The organism is Vogesella indigofera (assembly GCF_003633895.1).
Taxonomy (GTDB): Bacteria; Pseudomonadota; Gammaproteobacteria; order Burkholderiales; family Chromobacteriaceae; genus Vogesella; species Vogesella indigofera.
Genome location: NZ_RBID01000001.1, coordinates 126,930 through 143,282 on the forward strand (window position 1 = coordinate 126,930; position 16,353 = coordinate 143,282).

Annotated in this window: 16 protein-coding genes; 3 read left to right on the forward strand and 13 right to left on the reverse strand. The window is 60.2% G+C overall.

Annotation, left to right across the window (positions count from 1 at the left end):
• The first annotated feature begins 6 nt into the window (after window positions 1-6).
• Window positions 7-771 carry a phosphate ABC transporter ATP-binding protein PstB gene (pstB, locus tag C8E02_RS00670; protein ID WP_047966920.1) on the forward strand — a complete coding sequence of 255 codons (765 nt, stop codon included), beginning with the start codon at window positions 7-9 and terminating at the stop codon, window positions 769-771.
• Window positions 772-993: 222 nt separating this feature from the next.
• On the forward strand, window positions 994-2,442 hold the full coding sequence (locus C8E02_RS00675) for an inorganic phosphate transporter (RefSeq protein WP_120809254.1): 1,449 nt from the start codon (window positions 994-996) through the stop codon (window positions 2,440-2,442).
• 85 nt (window positions 2,443-2,527) lie between these two features.
• Here C8E02_RS00675 and recG read toward each other — a convergent pair whose 3' ends face one another.
• The 7 genes from recG to C8E02_RS00700 all read right to left on the reverse strand — a co-directional run bounded on the left by recG (window position 2,528) and on the right by C8E02_RS00700 (window position 9,827).
• Window positions 2,528-4,576 carry an ATP-dependent DNA helicase RecG gene (gene recG, locus C8E02_RS00680; RefSeq protein WP_120809255.1) on the reverse strand — a complete coding sequence of 683 codons (2,049 nt, stop codon included), beginning with the start codon at window positions 4,574-4,576 and terminating at the stop codon, window positions 2,528-2,530.
• A gap of 66 nt (window positions 4,577-4,642) precedes the next feature.
• Window positions 4,643-4,984 carry a hypothetical protein gene (locus tag C8E02_RS17085; protein WP_147424398.1) on the reverse strand — a complete coding sequence of 114 codons (342 nt, stop codon included), beginning with the start codon at window positions 4,982-4,984 and terminating at the stop codon, window positions 4,643-4,645.
• 89 nt (window positions 4,985-5,073) lie between these two features.
• Window positions 5,074-6,243: a glycohydrolase toxin TNT-related protein gene (locus C8E02_RS00685; protein WP_170152067.1), complete on the reverse strand. Its 1,170-nt coding sequence runs from the start codon at window positions 6,241-6,243 to the stop codon at window positions 5,074-5,076.
• A gap of 427 nt (window positions 6,244-6,670) precedes the next feature.
• A complete protein-coding gene (locus C8E02_RS17090; RefSeq protein ID WP_147424399.1) occupies window positions 6,671-7,021 on the reverse strand; it encodes a hypothetical protein in 351 nt (116 codons plus the stop codon).
• Window positions 7,022-7,606: 585 nt separating this feature from the next.
• Complete coding sequence (locus tag C8E02_RS00690) at window positions 7,607-8,038, reverse strand: DUF2147 domain-containing protein (protein ID WP_120809257.1); 432 nt, start codon at window positions 8,036-8,038, stop codon at window positions 7,607-7,609.
• Between the two features lie 136 nt (window positions 8,039-8,174).
• Entirely contained in the window at window positions 8,175-8,918 is a 744-nt protein-coding gene (locus C8E02_RS00695) for a metallophosphoesterase family protein (RefSeq protein WP_120809258.1), read from the reverse strand.
• Window positions 8,919-8,981: 63 nt separating this feature from the next.
• A complete protein-coding gene (locus C8E02_RS00700) occupies window positions 8,982-9,827 on the reverse strand; it encodes a PhzF family phenazine biosynthesis protein (RefSeq protein WP_120809259.1) in 846 nt (281 codons plus the stop codon).
• A 379-nt stretch (window positions 9,828-10,206) separates the two neighbouring features.
• Here C8E02_RS00700 and sstT point away from each other — a divergent pair, with 379 nt between their 5' ends.
• Window positions 10,207-11,463 carry a serine/threonine transporter SstT gene (sstT, locus tag C8E02_RS00705; protein WP_120809260.1) on the forward strand — a complete coding sequence of 419 codons (1,257 nt, stop codon included), beginning with the start codon at window positions 10,207-10,209 and terminating at the stop codon, window positions 11,461-11,463.
• Between the two features lie 240 nt (window positions 11,464-11,703).
• Here sstT and C8E02_RS00710 read toward each other — a convergent pair whose 3' ends face one another.
• The 6 genes from C8E02_RS00710 to rdgB all read right to left on the reverse strand — a co-directional run bounded on the left by C8E02_RS00710 (window position 11,704) and on the right by rdgB (window position 16,288).
• Entirely contained in the window at window positions 11,704-12,339 is a 636-nt protein-coding gene (locus C8E02_RS00710) for a LysE family translocator (RefSeq protein WP_120809261.1), read from the reverse strand.
• 254 nt (window positions 12,340-12,593) lie between these two features.
• The gene (locus C8E02_RS17095; protein WP_170152068.1) at window positions 12,594-13,067 is read right to left on the reverse strand and encodes a hypothetical protein; all 474 of its coding nucleotides are present in this window, start codon (window positions 13,065-13,067) and stop codon (window positions 12,594-12,596) included.
• 124 nt (window positions 13,068-13,191) lie between these two features.
• Window positions 13,192-13,650 (reverse strand): NMCC_0638 family (lipo)protein, encoded by a 459-nt coding sequence (locus tag C8E02_RS17100; RefSeq protein ID WP_147424401.1) that lies wholly within the window; start codon window positions 13,648-13,650, stop codon window positions 13,192-13,194.
• 405 nt (window positions 13,651-14,055) lie between these two features.
• The gene (locus tag C8E02_RS00715; RefSeq protein WP_120809262.1) at window positions 14,056-14,442 is read right to left on the reverse strand and encodes a RidA family protein; all 387 of its coding nucleotides are present in this window, start codon (window positions 14,440-14,442) and stop codon (window positions 14,056-14,058) included.
• The gene (hemW, locus tag C8E02_RS00720) at window positions 14,442-15,695 is read right to left on the reverse strand and encodes a radical SAM family heme chaperone HemW (protein ID WP_120809263.1); all 1,254 of its coding nucleotides are present in this window, start codon (window positions 15,693-15,695) and stop codon (window positions 14,442-14,444) included. Before hemW ends, C8E02_RS00715 begins: the two co-directional genes overlap by 1 nt.
• The gene (gene rdgB, locus C8E02_RS00725) at window positions 15,692-16,288 is read right to left on the reverse strand and encodes an RdgB/HAM1 family non-canonical purine NTP pyrophosphatase (protein WP_047966909.1); all 597 of its coding nucleotides are present in this window, start codon (window positions 16,286-16,288) and stop codon (window positions 15,692-15,694) included. Before rdgB ends, hemW begins: the two co-directional genes overlap by 4 nt.
• Window positions 16,289-16,353 lie beyond the last annotated feature (65 nt).

Consider the following 16,353-nt stretch of genomic DNA (forward strand, 5'->3'; position numbering starts at 1 on the left):
CGCACCATGACTGAACAAGCAATCAAGCTCAAGGTAAAAGACCTCAACTTTTACTACGGCAACTTCCTCGCACTGAAGAAGGTCAACCTCGACATCCCGGCCGGCAAGGTCACCGCCTTCATCGGCCCGTCCGGCTGCGGCAAATCGACGCTGCTGCGCACCTTCAACCGCATGTTTGAGCTGTATCCCGGCATGCGCGCCGAAGGCGAGATCCTGCTCGACAACCAGAACATCCTCGCCAAGTCGGTCGACGTGAACATGCTGCGTGCCAGCGTCGGCATGGTGTTCCAGAAGCCGACGCCGTTCCCGATGTCGATCTACGACAACATCACTTTCGGCGTGAAACTGTACGAAAACCTGTCGCGCAGCGAAATGGACGATCGCGTGGAATGGGCGCTGCGCAAGGCGGCGCTGTGGAATGAAGTGAAGGACAAGCTGAAACAGTCCGGCAACTCGCTGTCCGGCGGCCAGCAACAGCGGCTGTGCATCGCGCGTGGCGTCGCCACCCGCCCGGAAGTGCTGCTGCTGGACGAGCCGACCTCGGCGCTGGACCCGATCTCCACCGCGCACATCGAAGAACTGATTCACGAGCTGAAACAGGACTACACCATCGCCATCGTCACCCACAACATGCAGCAGGCGGCCCGGGTCTCCGACTACACCGCCTACATGTACCTGGGCGAGCTGATGGAGTTCGGCGCCACCGACGATATCTTCACCGCGCCCAAGCGCAAGGAAACCGAAGACTACATCACCGGCAAATTCGGCTGAATATTACTGTTTTATTACAGCCCTTCCGATGCCTCCAGAACGGAGGCATTTTTCTTTTCAAATCAAGCCACTAAACCCTGCCAAAATACAACACTGTCAAGCCGTAAACTCATGCCTTTGGCACATTTCAAACGCACCGCAAAAAGATTGTTACAAGCTCTTGACGTGTCATCTGCCAACCCCAAGAATCCCGCCTTTCGGATAACGCCTGACACATAAATCATGCTGGAACTTCTTTCGGGACTCGACACACTGCTCGCGATCACGCTGGTGCTGTCGATCACCTTCGTGCTCGCCTTTGAATTCATCAACGGCTTTCACGACACCGCCAACGCCGTTGCAACCGTCATCTACACCCAGTCGATGAAACCGGAGACCGCCGTGCTGCTGTCCGGCTTCTTCAACTTCCTCGGCGTGTTCTTTGGCGGTCTGGCCGTGGCCTACGCCATCGTCAACCTGATTCCGACCGACCTGCTGCTGAACATCAACTCGGCGCAGGGCATGGTGATGGTGTTCGCGCTGCTGACCTCCGCCATCGTGTGGAACCTCGGCACCTGGTACTTCGGCATCCCGGCCTCCAGCTCGCACACCCTGATCGGCGCCATCCTCGGCGTCGGCATCGGCAACGCGCTGCTGACCGGCGACTCCATCGTCAACGGCATCAACTGGAGCAAGGCCATCGACGTGTTCCTGTCGCTGTTCCTGTCGCCGCTGTTCGGTGCCGGCCTCGCCGGCCTGATGCTGTTTACGCTGATGAAGGTTCGCCCGCTGTCCAACATCCACAAATCGCCATTCCAGCGCCAGCAGATCGAAGGCCGCAAGCATCCGCCGTTCTGGGCACGTTTCATGCTGATCGTATCGTCGATGGGCATGAGCTTCACCCACGGCTCCAACGACGGCCAGAAGGGTGTCGGCCTGGTGATGCTGGTGCTGATCGCGCTGGCGCCGGCCCACTTTGTGGTCAACCTCGAAGCCGAGCCGATCCAGATCGAGCACACCAAGATTGCCGCCATCCAGCTGAAAGAGCTGTACCAGCGCAACCAGGTCATCATCGACCTGAAGTACCCGGTGAAGGGCAACCACCAGTGCGAACCGTCGAAGATCGTGGAAGAAGCCGGCGCGCTGCTGAGCGCGATCGGTGACGCCAAGTCGTTCCAGACCCTGCCGGAAGCGCAACGCTGGAACGTGCGCACCCAGCTGATCTGCCTCGCCGACGGCGCCAAGAAGATCAGCAAGGTGCCGGGCATCAACGACGTTGACCTGAAGCAGCTGAAAGGCATCCAGAAAGACCTGACCCAAACCACCGAATACGCACCGACCTGGGTGATCGTCGCCGTGGCGTTGGCCATCGGCCTGGGCACCATGGTCGGCTGGAAGCGCGTGGTCAACACCGTGGGCGAGAAGATCGGCAAGAAGGACATGACCTACGCACAGGGCATGGCGGCGCAGACCATGTCGGCGCTGTCCATCGGTCTGGCCAGTGTGATCGGCGCGCCGGTGTCCACCACCCAGATCCTGTCCAGTGCCGTCGCCGGTACCATGGTGGTCAACCGCTCCGGCGTGCAGCTGTCCACCATCAAGACCATCCTCACCACCTGGGTACTGACCCTGCCGGTGAGCATGGGTCTGGCGATCAGCCTGTACTACGTCGGCGTGAAGCTGTTCGTGTAAGCGCGACCACGCAAACAAAAAGGGCTGCCCGCGGGCAGCCCTTTTTCATGCCGACAAGGTTGGCCGCAGGCTGACGAGCGCGGCATCAGGCCTTGAGGAAGTGCTCGCGTCCGGCCAGCCAGCGCGTCAGGTGCGCAGCGGCGTATTGCGGCCAACGTTGCAGCAGCTGCGGCGCCAGTTCGCGCGCCGCCTCCAGCAGCTCGATGTCCGCCTCCAGATCGGCAAAGCGCAGCATCGGCAGGCCGCTCTGCCGCGCACCGAGGAATTCGCCGGGGCCACGGATATTCAGGTCCTGGCGCGCGATCTCGAAGCCGTCGGTGTTCTCGTAGATCACCTTCAGCCGCGCCTTGGCCAGCTCCGACAGCGGTGTCTCGAACAGCAGCACGCAGCTGCTCTTCGCCGCGCCACGGCCAACGCGGCCGCGCAGCTGGTGCAGCTGCGCCAGCCCCATGCGCTCGGCGTGCTCGATCACCATCAGGCTGGCATTGGGCACGTCGACGCCGACCTCGATCACCGTGGTCGCCACCAGCAGCTGCAGCTCGTTGCGGATGAAGCGCCCCATCACCTCCGCCTTTTCCGCCGCCTTCATGCGGCCGTGCACCAGCCCGACGCCCCACTGCGGCAGGTCCTCCACCAGTACCGCGTGGGTATCGACCGCAGTCTGCAGCTGCAGCGTTTCCGACTCCTCGATCAGCGGACACACCCAGTACACCTGGTTGCCCTCGCGGCAGGCCTTGTCGACGAAAGCCACCACCTCGTCGCGGCGCGCGGCGTTGATCAGCTTGGTGACGATCGGGGTGCGCCCCGGCGGCAGCTCGTCGATCACCGACACGTCGAGGTCGGCGTAGAAGCTCATCGCCAGCGTGCGCGGGATCGGCGTCGCCGACATCATCAGCTGGTGCGGGGCGGCGCCCTTCTCCTGCAAGGCCAGGCGCTGCCCGACGCCGAAGCGGTGCTGCTCGTCGACGATCACCAGTCCCAAGCGTGCGAAGCTGACGTCGTCCTGGAACAGCGCGTGGGTGCCGACCGCCAGTCGCGCCTCACCGCCGGCAATCTTGGCGGCCATCTCGCCGCGCGCCTTCTTGCGCAGGCTGCCGGACAGCCACGCCACCTCGATGCCCAGCGGCGCCAGCCACGCGGCCAGCTTCACGTAGTGCTGCTCGGCCAGGATCTCGGTCGGCGCCATCAGCGCCACCTGGAAACCGGCCTCGATCGCCGCCAGCGCCGCCATCGCCGCCACCACGGTCTTGCCGCTGCCGACGTCGCCCTGCAGCAGGCGGTTCATCGGATGCGGCAGCGCGATGTCGCTGACGATCTCGGCCAGCACCTTCTGCTGCGCGCCAGTCAGCGCGAACGGCAGGCTGGCCAGCAGCTGCGCGCGCAGGCTGCCGTCGCCGGCGATCACCGGCGCACTGCCCTGCCGCCGCGCGCGGTAGGCCAGCCGCATCGACAGCTGCTGCGCCAGCAGCTCGTCGAACTTCAGCCGCTGCCACGCCGGCAGGTTGCCGTCGGTCAGCTGGGTGGCGGAATACTCCGGGCCGGGGCGGTGCAGCAACTGCACCGCATCGGCAAACGGCATCAGCCCCAGGCTGCGACGCATCTCGTCCGGCAGCGTTTCCGGCAGTGGCTGCGCCTTCAGCTCGGCGTGGATCAGGCGGCGCAGCACCGGCTGGGTCAGGCCGTTGACGGTGGGATAGACCGGGGTCAGGCTGTCGGCCAGCGGATCGCCCTCGTGCACCTCGCGGATCTTGGGATGTACCATCTCGTCGCCGAAGAAACCGCGGCGCACCTCGCCCAGCGCCCGCACGCGGCGACCCTTGGCCAGCTGCTGCTGCGTGCTGCCGTAGAAGTGGATGAAGCGCAGCACCAGCTTGCCGCTCTTGTCCTCAATCTGTACCACCAGCTGCCGCCGCGGGCGGAACTGCACCTCGCACTGCGTCACCTCGCCTTCCACCAGCACCGCCTGGCCGTACGGCGCCTGGGCGATCGGGTAGAGGTGGGTCTCGTCCTCGTAGCGCAGCGGCAGGTGCAGCACCAGGTCGAAGCGGCGGCGGATGCCCAGCTTCTCCAGTTTCTTGGCGGTGGCGGGCGCGGCCAGCGGCGGCTGGCCGGCGATATCGGCAGGAGAGTTCATGGCGGCATTGTACCCATGCAAAACGGGACAGCCCAAGCTAGGTAGTGTAAGATCGTGCACTATTTGTCAATTAAAAACCTTTTCCCAGTCAAAGTACTTGTTACTCAAATCAAGCATTTTGCCTAAGAAAAATTCGGTGGCATCATGAAAGTCCATAAACACTGCTATGGCATCGTGTCGGCCTCTTTCTGAAAAAGCTACTATCCAGTACCCCGATCTCTTAAAAAGACTATATTCCTCATTTCCTCCAAGGTAGCCTAGGGTATAGCCAGATTTTATTCCATTGTTGTTCAGGCATTCATGAATGCATGAAAATAGCTTTTTCTGGCTTGAGTCTTTTTCGAGTAAATCTTGGTTATCCGGGAGAGTTGAAAAATCAATATCCAGATCGCCATCAATCTTTATCATTTTATTTCCTAAATATATCCATTTTTAATTATTCTATTTAAATTTTATTTTTCAGATAAGTATTGAGTTCCCATGCCTAGTTGATCAAATCAGGGGGCAATTTTCCCAGATTGCACTTCAAATGGCCTCACCACTTCGTATACTTTGTATAGCTCATTTTTCGATGCATTCGGTATAGCACGCTGCTCAAATGGCGTTCCTGCTGGAGATAGGAAACGGCCAGAGTCTCCACCATAACGGTCGAGGCGGATCCCCGGCTTGAGATTTTCAAGCTTCGGGAGGTCTACAAAACCATTGCTTTTTGGCCAGACCAAAGCGCCATTGGTATCTGCCCATTTATTACCATCTTTATAGAACTGATTGGCAATTTTAGCTTCAGCCTCGACACCAAGTCTGCTACCCGGTGCGAGGCCAATTATCCCCTTTAATCCTTTGCTTGCGCCAGGGCCGACTATGGCGAGTATACCAATTACACTTTCTGCCAAATTCAGCGTTGGCTGTACATTAGGTTTCCAACTCTGCTGGTTTTGGTTGTTGCTTAGCTGTACGTCCAACTCCATTATGCTGGTCTGGACATCACGACGACAGTTGGCCGTACAAGTTGGATCTGTCAGTAGTTGCTTCAGACCGTCACGAATCTGCTCGGCACGAACCGGTATCATGACCCCCAGCTCGTTACTCATCAATTCCGTTACCAGTTCCCGACGCTGCTGCTTGTCCAACGCCGCATAACGTTCTTCAATGGCCTTCCGTTGTTCTGGGGTGGCCGCTCGGGCTAATTCTGCCTGCTTGTTCTTGATTTGTTGCTGGCTCAGGAAGTTGTTCTCCACCTCATTCTTCGCCGTCTGCCCTGCCGTCACCGCACCCGCACTATTGCCCGCCACTAGCGCTCCCGCCAGGGTGCCGGTCAACGTCGTCAGTGCCGAGACCGTTTGCTTCTCGCTCTCGGTCAGCTGATCAACACTCTTGTCGGGATAGAACTGTGCCAGCAGCAGACTGGCTGCCAGCGGGGCTGCCACCTTTCGCTTCGGCCAGCGCGGCGCCCAGTACGGCGATGCGCCATCGCATTGGCGTCGGTGTTGACCTGGCCATTGCTGTCGGTGGTGAGATCCTTGATCATGGGGCGCCAGGTTGCCGCCTGCCAGCCCTTGTAGCGCGGCGGTCGCGGCCTCCGCGCCCTTCAGCTGCGCGGGCATCGCCATCTGCGTGATCACGACCTGGGTAGCCTGGGCGCCGATCTCGCTTAGTAGCTGGGCCACCTGCAGGCGGTCCAGCTCTTTCTTTCTGCTTGTTGAAGATGGGGGAGAGGCCGTTGGCGGCGTGCTCGGCATCGCGGCTGGGGGTGGCGACATCCTGATCTTGCCGGTCGTTACCGCGAATCTCGATGGCACCGTCGCTGATGGCGGCGAAGGTGGTCGACCGGGCGCTGTCGCTGGTGCCCTGTCCGCCCAGCAGCGGTGCTGGCCGCCACGCCTATTCGGCAAGCGGTGGCGTGAGGTAGGAATTGTAATCGAATATTGTATGGCAATTAGCTAAATTTGACTTTCTAGGATTTTGTCAAATATGGAGGCGTCCTCTTTGTTGATTTCAATGTTGATCCATATTAAGAAGCTATTGGAATCAAACCCAAATTCAATATTATTAGATGTGTAAACAAAATTGGTTTCTTTTTTTTTGAAAATTCAATTATAATGCTGCTTTTTTTATGAAAACATTAAATTCGCAAAGTTCATCTTTATACGTTTCCTTGAGCAATTCGGAAATTTGAAAAATAGGAAAGCCTTGGATTGTCTTTTTTTCGACCGTGTTTTTGACTTGTTTTTGATTTATACCTCCAGGTAAAATTAATGCAATTGAACAAATGCTACCACTTTTTTCATTTATCCCAATTTCTATAAGTTTATTTTCGAAATTCCCAGTCCTCCAATAGATTGGCGTTGATGTTTCTTCGCTAGGAAATGAGATGTGAAAAGGCAGGTAATCCTCATTTTTAATAAGACTTGAACAAGGTGCCTTGTAAGAAATTGTTTTTATCATAACTATCTCCTTTTATAAACGGCATGGTACAAAACGGGGAGTTGCCCGACGGTTTTTGGAGGAGCAAAAACTAATTCCCACCCATCTACTTCAATTAGTTGGCGATATTTTATGCCATTGATCTGTGTTTGTTCAATGGCATTTTTCAGGCTATTGAGTTGCACTTGGCTGGACAGCTTAACCGCCTGAGGAGTGAAGTCTTTCGCTTTTTAGGCAGCATACTCTGCAATGTGTTTGGTTGCATTTGAGTCAATCCAAATTGACTACCCACCGTCAAGAGCAAGTTCAAAATTCTTCGGGATCACTGAGCCTGGGTAAACTGGGCCTGCAGAAGTAATTGATGTCCAGACGGTGCCGCTAGACGACGACTGATTAATTATCGCATTTGCTTCAACGAGGTTACTCCGTAGAGAGCAAGTCAATAATAGTGATACTATTTAACGGTACATATACCAAATTGAGGCTTGGCAAGATGACCTTGCCAAGCCTCAATTTTGGTTACTTCGGTATACCAACCCCTATCTAGACAACGGGCTGTCCCGTCGATTGCTGCAGCTCACGACTGCGCTGGCCGCGGCGGCTGGCTTACTGGCGTTCCCAGGTCTGGGTGCGGCCCAGCAGCGCCATGCCGATGAAGCCGCGCACTTCCAGCTTCTTGCCGGCCTCGGCCAGCTTGGCCTTGGCGCTGTACACCTTGCCGGATTTCGGGTCGAGGATCTTGCCGCCCTCCCAGCCGTCACCGCCTTTTTTCAGGCCGGTGAGGATGGTCATGCCGACCACCGGCTTGCCCTTCAGCGGGCCGTCGCACTTGTCGCAGACCGCGTCCGGATTGGCAAACAGCTTCACGATGCGGCCGGACAGCTCGCCGCCGGCGCTTTCGCTGATTTCCACCAGCGCCTTGGCCTGCTTGGTTTCGTCGTCGATGGTTTTCCAGGTGCCGCCGGCACCGGCAGCCAGTGCCGCCTGGCTGGCCAGCAGCAAGGCGGTGACGGTAGCAAGCTGGGTTAGTGTCTTCATGGTGCGTATCTCCCTCGTGTTGTCCGGCGCCGGCACCCCTCATGCCTTTTCAAACACCGGTTTGGTGTCACGACTCTAACCTTGATACGCCAATCGTTCAATCACTTGTATGAATTTCAGGCGACCGTAGCCGGCGCTAGGTCGCCATGCCGCTTTGCAGCCAGTCGGCCCAGTCCGGCCGGCCGTTGTCTGCCGCCCGTTGTGCGGCCTGCGGCCAATCGTAGGCAATCCGCAACAGTTGTACCTGCCAGCCCGTCGCCACCCGCTCGGCAATGGCGTAGCTGGCATGCGGCGCGCCGGTCTGCACGCGGTGATAGCCGCCGTCACTGTCGTCGTAGGCCGGCAGGCCCACGCTGCCCGGGTTCAGCACCAGCGGGCCGTCCGGCAGCTGCAACAGGCGCGGCATGTGGCTGTGGCCGCACAACAGCAGCGTGGCGCTGGTCTGCCCCAGCCGCTGCGCCACGGTTTCGCGACTGGCCGGCACCAGGTTGGCCGCAACGATATCGTCCAGCAGGTACTGCAGGTCGCTGTGCGGGCTGCCATGGGTCAGCTGCACGTCGCCCAGCCGCAGCGCACCCGGCAAGGACGCCAGCCACGCGCGCTGCAGCGGCGAGGTCTGGTCAAAGGCGTACTGGTCGGACGGGCCGCCGGGCTTGCTCTGACAGGCCAGCAACTGGCGTTCGTGGTTGCCGGCGATGGTCGGCAGATTCAGGCCCATCAGCAGGTCGGCGGTTTCCGCCGGCCACAGCGGGCCGGACAGGATGTCGCCCAGGTTCACCGCGTGGCTGACGCCGCGGCCGTGCATGTCGGCCAGCACCACCTGCAAGGCCGGCAGGTTGCCGTGGATGTCGGAAATGACGGCAAAACGATCGGGCAGCATGGTGGATGCTCCAATGAGAAAGCGGCCACACGGCCGCTTCATGATATTGGCAACAAGGCGTATTCAGGGCAAGCGGAACGTGCCTTCGCCCAACTGCTGCACCTTGCCGCCGACCTGCACCGTGCCATCGGCCGCCACATCCAGATACAGCACATTCGGCCGCTGGATGGCCGCGCCCTGCTCGATGCGCCACGACAGCGGCGCCAGGCCGTTCAGCGCGCACCAGCCGCCGAGGTTGGCGCAGGCGCTACCGGTGCCCGGGTCCTCGATCACGGCGCCCTGCTGCTCGAAAAACAGCCGCACGGTGGCGACGTTGTCCGCCACATGCCACAGGTAGGCGATGCTGCGCCCGGGGTGCAGCGTGGCGTGGCGCACGAACAGCTCGTGCACCGGCCGCGCCGCCAGTACCGCCTCGCGGCTGGCGAGGCGAATCAGCAGCTGCTCGCTGCCGGCGTTCACCCACATCGGTGCGGCGGCGATGTCGGCGGCGGCAAGGCCCAGCATCGCGGCGGCGTCCGCCGGCGCAAGGTTGGCCGCACGCTGGCTGGCCGGCACCGCGGTGAGGCGGAACACGCCATCCTGCCAATGGATCGGGATCAGCCCGGCGCGGGTGCGCAACGTAAAGCGCTCGCCCAGCCCGTGCTGAGCGTGCAGCACCGCGGCGCTGCCGATGGTGGGGTGACCGGCGAACGGCAGTTCATAACTGGGGGTGAAGATGCGCAGGCTGGCGGCGGCCCCGGCATCGCCCGGCAGCAGGAACACCGTTTCCGACAGGTTGAACTGGCGCGCGATCAGCTGCATGTCGTCATCCGACAGACCGCTGGCATCGGTAAACACCGCCAGCGGATTGCCGCCGAAACGGCTTTCGGCAAACACGTTGACGATCTGGTAGGCATAGCTGCGGCTCATGGTGGCTCCTGTAAATGACTGCGGCCGGCAAGGTTGGCCGCAGCGTCGGGGCGCGGCGGCACACCCGGCAAAGCGCCCATTAGGCCACAGCCTGCGGCGCCGGCAGAAGGCCGCCAGCGGAAACAGCCTGTTCCGCCGGCCGCGACAATGCAGCCGCATCCTGGATACTGGATTTTTTCTACAGGGGAAAATTTGTTACACTGCGCACCGCAACACCGATGTGCCTGTTTTTCATGGCATTTCGCAACGCCCCGAGGTGACGGGCTCCACCCCGCCGCCGCAGCTTGGCCGCAAGCACTCACCGCATGACAAAAAGAATCTGCCATCGTGCCGGCTGTCGTCCCCATAGCAACTCAACACATCTTGATTTAGGGAATTTATGCAGCAGAATCCTTCGATTATCAGCAGGATCATGAATGGCAGCATCGTGCTGCAGATCCTGATCGGCATGCTGGCCGGTATTGCGGTGGCCAGCTTCGCCCCCGACTCCGCCCAGTCGCTGACCTTCCTCGGCAGCCTGTTCGTCAAAGGCCTGAAGGCCGTGGCACCGGTACTGGTATTCGTGCTGGTAGCCAGCGCCATCGCCAGCAAGAAACAGGGCGTGCAGACCAATATGCGCCCGGTGCTCACCCTGTACCTGCTGGGCACCTTCCTGGCCGCCGTCACCGGTGTCGTGGCCAGCTTTGTCTTCCCGACCACGCTGAAACTGGTGGCTGCCGCCGGCAGCACCACCCCGCCTAGCGGCATCGGCCAGGTACTGAACAACCTAGTGTTCCAGATCGTGGACAACCCGATCAACGCCATCGCGACCGGTAACTACATCGGCATCCTGACCTGGGCCGTGGCACTGGGTATGGCACTGCACCATGCCAGCGACAGCACCAAGACCCTGCTGAACGAGCTGGCCGACGGCGTATCGCGCATCGTCGGCGTGATCATCCGCTTTGCCCCGGTCGGCGTGTTCGGCCTGGTGGCTGAAGCCGTGGCCACCACCGGTCTGTCGTCGCTGCTGGGCTACAGCCAGCTGCTGCTGGTACTGGTCGGCGCCATGCTGTTCATCGCGCTGGTGGTGAACCCGCTGATCGTCGGTGTGACCCTGCGCCGCAACCCGTACCCGCTGGTGTTCACCTGCCTGCGTGAAAGCGGTGTCACCGCCTTCTTCACCCGCAGCTCGGCGGCCAACATCCCGGTCAACATGAACCTGTGCAAGAAGCTGGGGCTGAATGAAGACACCTACTCGGTGTCGATCCCGCTGGGCGCCACCATCAACATGGCCGGTGCCGCCATCACCATCTCGGTGCTGAGCCTGGCCGCAGTGCACACCCTGGGCATCACCGTGGACGTGCCGACCGCGCTGCTGCTGTCGATTCTGTCCACCGTTGCCGCCTGCGGCGCCTCCGGCGTGGCCGGTGGCTCGCTGCTGCTGATCCCGATGGCGTGCAGCCTGTTCGGCATCAGCAACGATGTCGCGATGCAGGTGGTCGCCGTCGGCTTCATCATCGGCGTGGTGCAGGACTCCGCCGAAACCGCGCTGAACAGCTCCACCGACGTGCTGTTCACCGCCGCCGCCTGCATCGCAGCCGGTGACGTGGCCGAAACAGAAGCCGCTCCGCAACTGGCACGCCAGAACGGCTAAGCGTTTCAGGATTGCAGCAAGGACAAAGCCCGCTCGGATGAGCGGGCTTTTTTGTGGCCGGAAGCGAGCCTGGCCGCATCGATATGCCACGGCCTCCTGGACTTGACGATGTCCAGCTCCGGCCGGCACAAACGGCCGAACCCGACCGCCTTGGCACGCCACCGCGCCTGAGCGCCGCGGCCGTCGGCAAAAAAGGCACCGCATGGGGCCTTTTTTATTGCGGCCAACCTTGGTCCGGCCTCAGCGCGGCAGCGGCCGCTCCAGCAGCAGCAACCGCAGTGCCAGCCCCAGCAGCACCGCCGCCAGTGCCCAGCGCTGCCAGCATGCCGCGCGCGGATGGCGCTGCAGCAAACGCCCCAGCTGGCCGCTGCAGCTGCCCAGCGCGCTGTTGAACAGCAGCGCCACCAGTGACAGCACCATGCCCAGCAGCGTCAGCTGCAACACGATGTCACCACGACCGGCATCGACAAACTGCGGCAGGAACACCATGAAGAACAGCAGTGCCTTGGGGTTGAGCAGGCTGCCCAGCAGCGCCATGCGGAACACCCGCCCCAGCGGCACCCGCCCGTGCGCGCCGAGGCGGACGACGCCGGGCTGACGCCATGCCTGCCACGCCAGCCACAGCAGGTACAGCGCGCCGAGATAGCGCAGCAGGTCGAACATCGGCGCCCACGCCGCCAGCAGCGCGGTGACACCGCTGGCGGTGAGCAGCGTCAGCACCAGATCGGCGGCGGCAATGCCCAGCGCCGCGGCCAGCCCGCCCCTCGGCCCCAGCGCCATGCCGTGCGACAGCACGAAGGCCATGTTCGGCCCCGGCGACAACATCAATACCAGCACCGCCAGCAGAAACAGCGATAACGTCGACCCCGCCACCATGACCCGCCCTCCTCTTCGTCATTGATCACCGCTCCCACGCTAGCGCAACGCCGGCGGCGGTAACAGGCCGGTTTGGCAAAAAGAGAATTCTGCACCGTGGCGGCGGATAAGGCTTGCGGCCAACCTTGCGCTCAGCCGCGGGCCGCCTGGGACGTAGCCCGGCTAAGGCGAAGCCGCAACCGGGGAAAGTTGCCACCACGCCGAGGGGAATTGACGGAGATTTTAATCCCGGATGCGCCTACCGCTTGTCCGGGCTACGGGCTGGGGCGCACCGTCTCCAACGCCTCCTGCTTGACTGCATTGTTAGGACGATAACTCTTTATCTCCCGGAAATACTCACGCCCGGCCCGAAAATAGTGGGATCGCCAATATGGACGTGCGTATTTCCAGGCCCTCCAAGTGCCAAAAACACCGGCCACAATAATACCCGCAAGCGACAGTCCAGAATTAAAGCCAGATAGAGCAATGGCAAGACCAATCATGGCCACAACGATGAGCTGATCAAGTGGTTTAAGCCAGTCGCGTGTATGTCCTTGATTTCTTAGCATACGAAGCGACCACTTATGCAAGGTGAAAATTAACGCCGCAAAAACAAATAAAATTACTGCACCGACATCATTTGCAGGGCGGGCAATGAAACATAAATTAACCCCAAACCCTGCTAAAACGATGCTGGCGCAGAATGTGCCGAATAGAGCATCCCAACGCCGGTCAACAAGCTTGTACATGCGTCGCTCGATTTCGGCTTTATGGATTTTGCGATAGCTTGATTTCATCATGTCATTAGAATAAAAATTGTTTCGATGTCAACATAAACCCCTCTTGAATGAGTGGCGTTTATTCAATGATGGATTAGATTTTTACGGGAGATAAGGTTATACGAGCCTGAATTTCAGCCGCTGGCGATTCTGATGTCGTGGATAGGACAAGCATCCCTTGCTTTTTATTTGGTGCGGCCAATTGGAAACCGTATTGCCTGTATTTACCGCCATACCCTTCGGAGATTTTATCGATGATTTTTTTTACCTCGATACCGGGACGTGCAATTTTTTGAACTAGTCTTTCCACATTGGCATTAACTTTCTGGGCATCGGCTCTTCTTGACCAAACAGCGCAACTGTTGTTTGTTAGAACCAAGAGAAAGTTTCCAGCCGCGCCCCAAACCTCACCAGACTGGCCACGAAGAATCTTGTTTTCAAAATCTGGATTTGCACGCGTCAAATGGTTTTTTGCCCATTTGGACGAGGCAGAATTATTCCCATAATTTTTTTGCGCATGAATCGAAAAATATTTGCATAGCCATATCAGCATTTTCCACTGGAGTTGAAGCCAGCGATACCAAAGGCATGGACGAAAAAATTATAGAAGCAATAATTTTCGTGAATTTCATAACAATTTCCAACGTTAGATTGATGTCTATGCCGGTGCACAATCGATCTTGCCATGCATAAGCAACCGCTTCGCTTTTGATTCCCAGCGCTGGATCAATCACTTATCAAAGTATCTTCTCCATGGATACACGCACCGCCGGGATGCCTGAGCTGCACACTAAGCATACTGTATCGCAAAATATATCAAATGGCATATTTAACTGAGAAAATGATGTCGTAGACTCTCTACCGGATAAACTGCCCCACTCCGCCACGTTGACCGCAGAGAAACAAAAAGCGGCCCGTAGGCCGCTTTGTTTACATCCCGATACGCAGATACCGGCAATTACTCGCCCAGCACCATGATCGCGTCGGCTTCCACCTGCACGCCCTTCGGCAGGCTGGCAACGCCGATGGCGGCACGCGCCGGGAACGGCTGGCTCATGTACTGCGCCATGATTTCGTTGAAGGTGCCGAAGTTGGACAGGTCGGTGAGGAAGGCATTCAGCTTCACGATCTGGTCCAGCGAGCCGCCGGCGGCTTCGCATACCGCTTTCAGGTTCTTGAACATCTGGTGGGTTTCCGCAGCAAAGCCGCCTTCCACCACGGTCATCGTCACCGGATCCAGCGGGATCTGGCCGGACAGGTACACGGTGTTGCCGGCCTTGACCGCTTGCGAGTAGGCGCCGATTGCCGCCGGGGCGTTGTCGGTGTGGATGATTTCTTTGGCCATCAATTTTCTCCTTCGTCGTGCAGGAACAGGGTTAACAGGTCGTTGAGGAAGCGCTGGCCCTTCAACGTTGGCCGCAGATGGGTGAGATCCTGTTCGATCAGCCCCTCCGCCTGCGCTTGCCGCAATTGCGATTGGATACAGGATACCGGCAAACCGGTGCGTTCGCTAAACAGTCTGGTCTCGAAGCCACCGGTCAGGCGCAGGGTATTCATCATGAACTCGAACGGCAGTTCCTTGCGGCCAACCTTGTGGCTGCTTTGCAGCGGATTGCCGTCCGCCACCGCCTGCAGATAGGCCGCCGGCTGCTTGTAGCGCATCTCGCGCACCACGCCCTCGTGCGAGCTGATCTTGCCGTGGGCGCCGGCGCCGATGCCGACGTAGTCGCCGAACTGCCAGTAGTTGACGTTGTGGCGGGCAAAGCGGCCCGGCTTGCCGAAGGCGGAGGTCTCGTAGTGCACGTAACCGGCACCCTCCAGCCGCGCCTCGATCGCCTCCTGCATGTCGGCGGAAATGTCGTCGTCCGGCAAGTTGGCCGGCAGCTGCACCGCGAACAGCGTGTTCGGCTCGATGGTGAGGTGGTAGGCGGAGATGTGCGTGACGCCAAAGGCGATGGCGGTGTCGATGTCGGCCAGCGCCTCGGCCAGCGTCTGGTTCGGCAGCGCATACATCAGGTCGAGGTTCACATTATCGAAGTGCGTCAGCGCGATCTCCACCGCGCGCCGCGCCTCGTCACCGTCATGGATGCGCCCCAGCGCCTTGAGCTGGAGCGGATCGAAGCTCTGGATGCCGATCGACAGCCGGTTGATGCCGGCGGCGCGATAGCCCTTGAAGCGCTCGCTCTCGAAGGTGCCGGGGTTGGCCTCCATGGTGATTTCGGCGTCCGGATGGATGCGCGCACGCGCGCGCAAGCCGGCCAGCAGTGCATCCATCGCCTCCGGCGAGAACAGGCTGGGCGTGCCGCCGCCCATGAAGATGGTGGTGATCGGCCGTCCCCAGATGGCCGGCAGGCTGTACTCGAAGTCGCGCAGCAGCGCCTCGACATAGGCCATCTCGTCGAAGCCGTCGCCGACGCGGCTGCGGCCAACGTTGTCGGCGGCCTGGATGGCGATGGCGCCCGGCACCGGCTTGAACTCGTGCGAGTTGAAGTCGCAGTACGGGCACTTCTTCACGCACCACGGGAAGTGGATGTAGAGCGACAGCGGCGGCAACTCTTTCAAGCCGCCCTTCAGCGCCGACAGGTCGATCACGCTCATGCCAGTTGCGCCTGCAGCTTCGCCAGCAAGGCCTGCATCGCCTGGCCACGGTGGCTGATGCCGTTCTTCACCCCCGCCGGTAGATCGGCGACGGTACAGCCGTGGCTTGGCAGCCAGAAGTGCGGGTCGTAGCCGAAGCCGCCGTTACCGGACGGGGTGTCCACCACCTCGCCGTACCAGGCGCCATCGACCACCAGCGGTTGCGGATCGTCGGCGTGGCGCACCAGCACCAGCACGCAGTAGTAGTAGGCGCGGCGGTTGGCCTTGCCCTGCAGCTTTTCCACCAGCTTGGCATTGTTGCGCTCGTCCGATTTCGGCTCGCCGGCAAAGCGCGCCGACTGCACCCCGGGCTTGCCGCCCAGCGCTTCGACACAGATGCCGGAATCGTCGGCCAGCGCCGGCAGCCCGGTCATGTGGCTGGCGTGACGCGCCTTTTCCAGCGCGTTTTCGAGGAAGGTGTAGTGCGGCTCCGCGCACTCCGGCACGTTAAGGCGGCCCTGCGGGATCACCTCGATGCCCAGCGGCGCCAGCAGGGCGGCGAATTCTTTCAGCTTGCCGGCGTTGTTGCTGGCCAGCACCAGTTTTTCGATCATGCTTTGCTCCGACGGCGGGTAGCGCGGCCAAGCTTGCAGCCGCCAGCGCTACGCGCCTGAAAACC

Excerpts from the sequence above, each read along its gene's own strand:
- C8E02_RS17095 (WP_170152068.1), bottom strand. The coding sequence starts at position 13,067 with ATGTACAAGCTTGTTGACCGGCGTTGGGATGCTCTATTCGGCACATTC.
- C8E02_RS00710 (WP_120809261.1), bottom strand. The coding sequence starts at position 12,339 with ATGGTGGCGGGGTCGACGTTATCGCTGTTTCTGCTGGCGGTGCTGGTA.
- pstB (WP_047966920.1), top strand. The coding sequence starts at position 7 with ATGACTGAACAAGCAATCAAGCTCAAGGTAAAAGACCTCAACTTTTAC.
- C8E02_RS00675 (WP_120809254.1), top strand. The coding sequence starts at position 994 with ATGCTGGAACTTCTTTCGGGACTCGACACACTGCTCGCGATCACGCTG.
- rdgB (WP_047966909.1), bottom strand. The coding sequence starts at position 16,288 with ATGATCGAAAAACTGGTGCTGGCCAGCAACAACGCCGGCAAGCTGAAA.
- sstT (WP_120809260.1), top strand. The coding sequence starts at position 10,207 with ATGCAGCAGAATCCTTCGATTATCAGCAGGATCATGAATGGCAGCATC.
- C8E02_RS00690 (WP_120809257.1), bottom strand. The coding sequence starts at position 8,038 with ATGAAGACACTAACCCAGCTTGCTACCGTCACCGCCTTGCTGCTGGCC.
- hemW (WP_120809263.1), bottom strand. The coding sequence starts at position 15,695 with ATGAGCGTGATCGACCTGTCGGCGCTGAAGGGCGGCTTGAAAGAGTTG.
- C8E02_RS17090 (WP_147424399.1), bottom strand. The coding sequence starts at position 7,021 with ATGATAAAAACAATTTCTTACAAGGCACCTTGTTCAAGTCTTATTAAA.
- C8E02_RS17100 (WP_147424401.1), bottom strand. The coding sequence starts at position 13,650 with ATGCTGATATGGCTATGCAAATATTTTTCGATTCATGCGCAAAAAAAT.
- C8E02_RS00700 (WP_120809259.1), bottom strand. The coding sequence starts at position 9,827 with ATGAGCCGCAGCTATGCCTACCAGATCGTCAACGTGTTTGCCGAAAGC.
- C8E02_RS17085 (WP_147424398.1), bottom strand. The coding sequence starts at position 4,984 with ATGATAAAGATTGATGGCGATCTGGATATTGATTTTTCAACTCTCCCG.
- recG (WP_120809255.1), bottom strand. The coding sequence starts at position 4,576 with ATGAACTCTCCTGCCGATATCGCCGGCCAGCCGCCGCTGGCCGCGCCC.
- C8E02_RS00695 (WP_120809258.1), bottom strand. The coding sequence starts at position 8,918 with ATGCTGCCCGATCGTTTTGCCGTCATTTCCGACATCCACGGCAACCTG.
- C8E02_RS00715 (WP_120809262.1), bottom strand. The coding sequence starts at position 14,442 with ATGGCCAAAGAAATCATCCACACCGACAACGCCCCGGCGGCAATCGGC.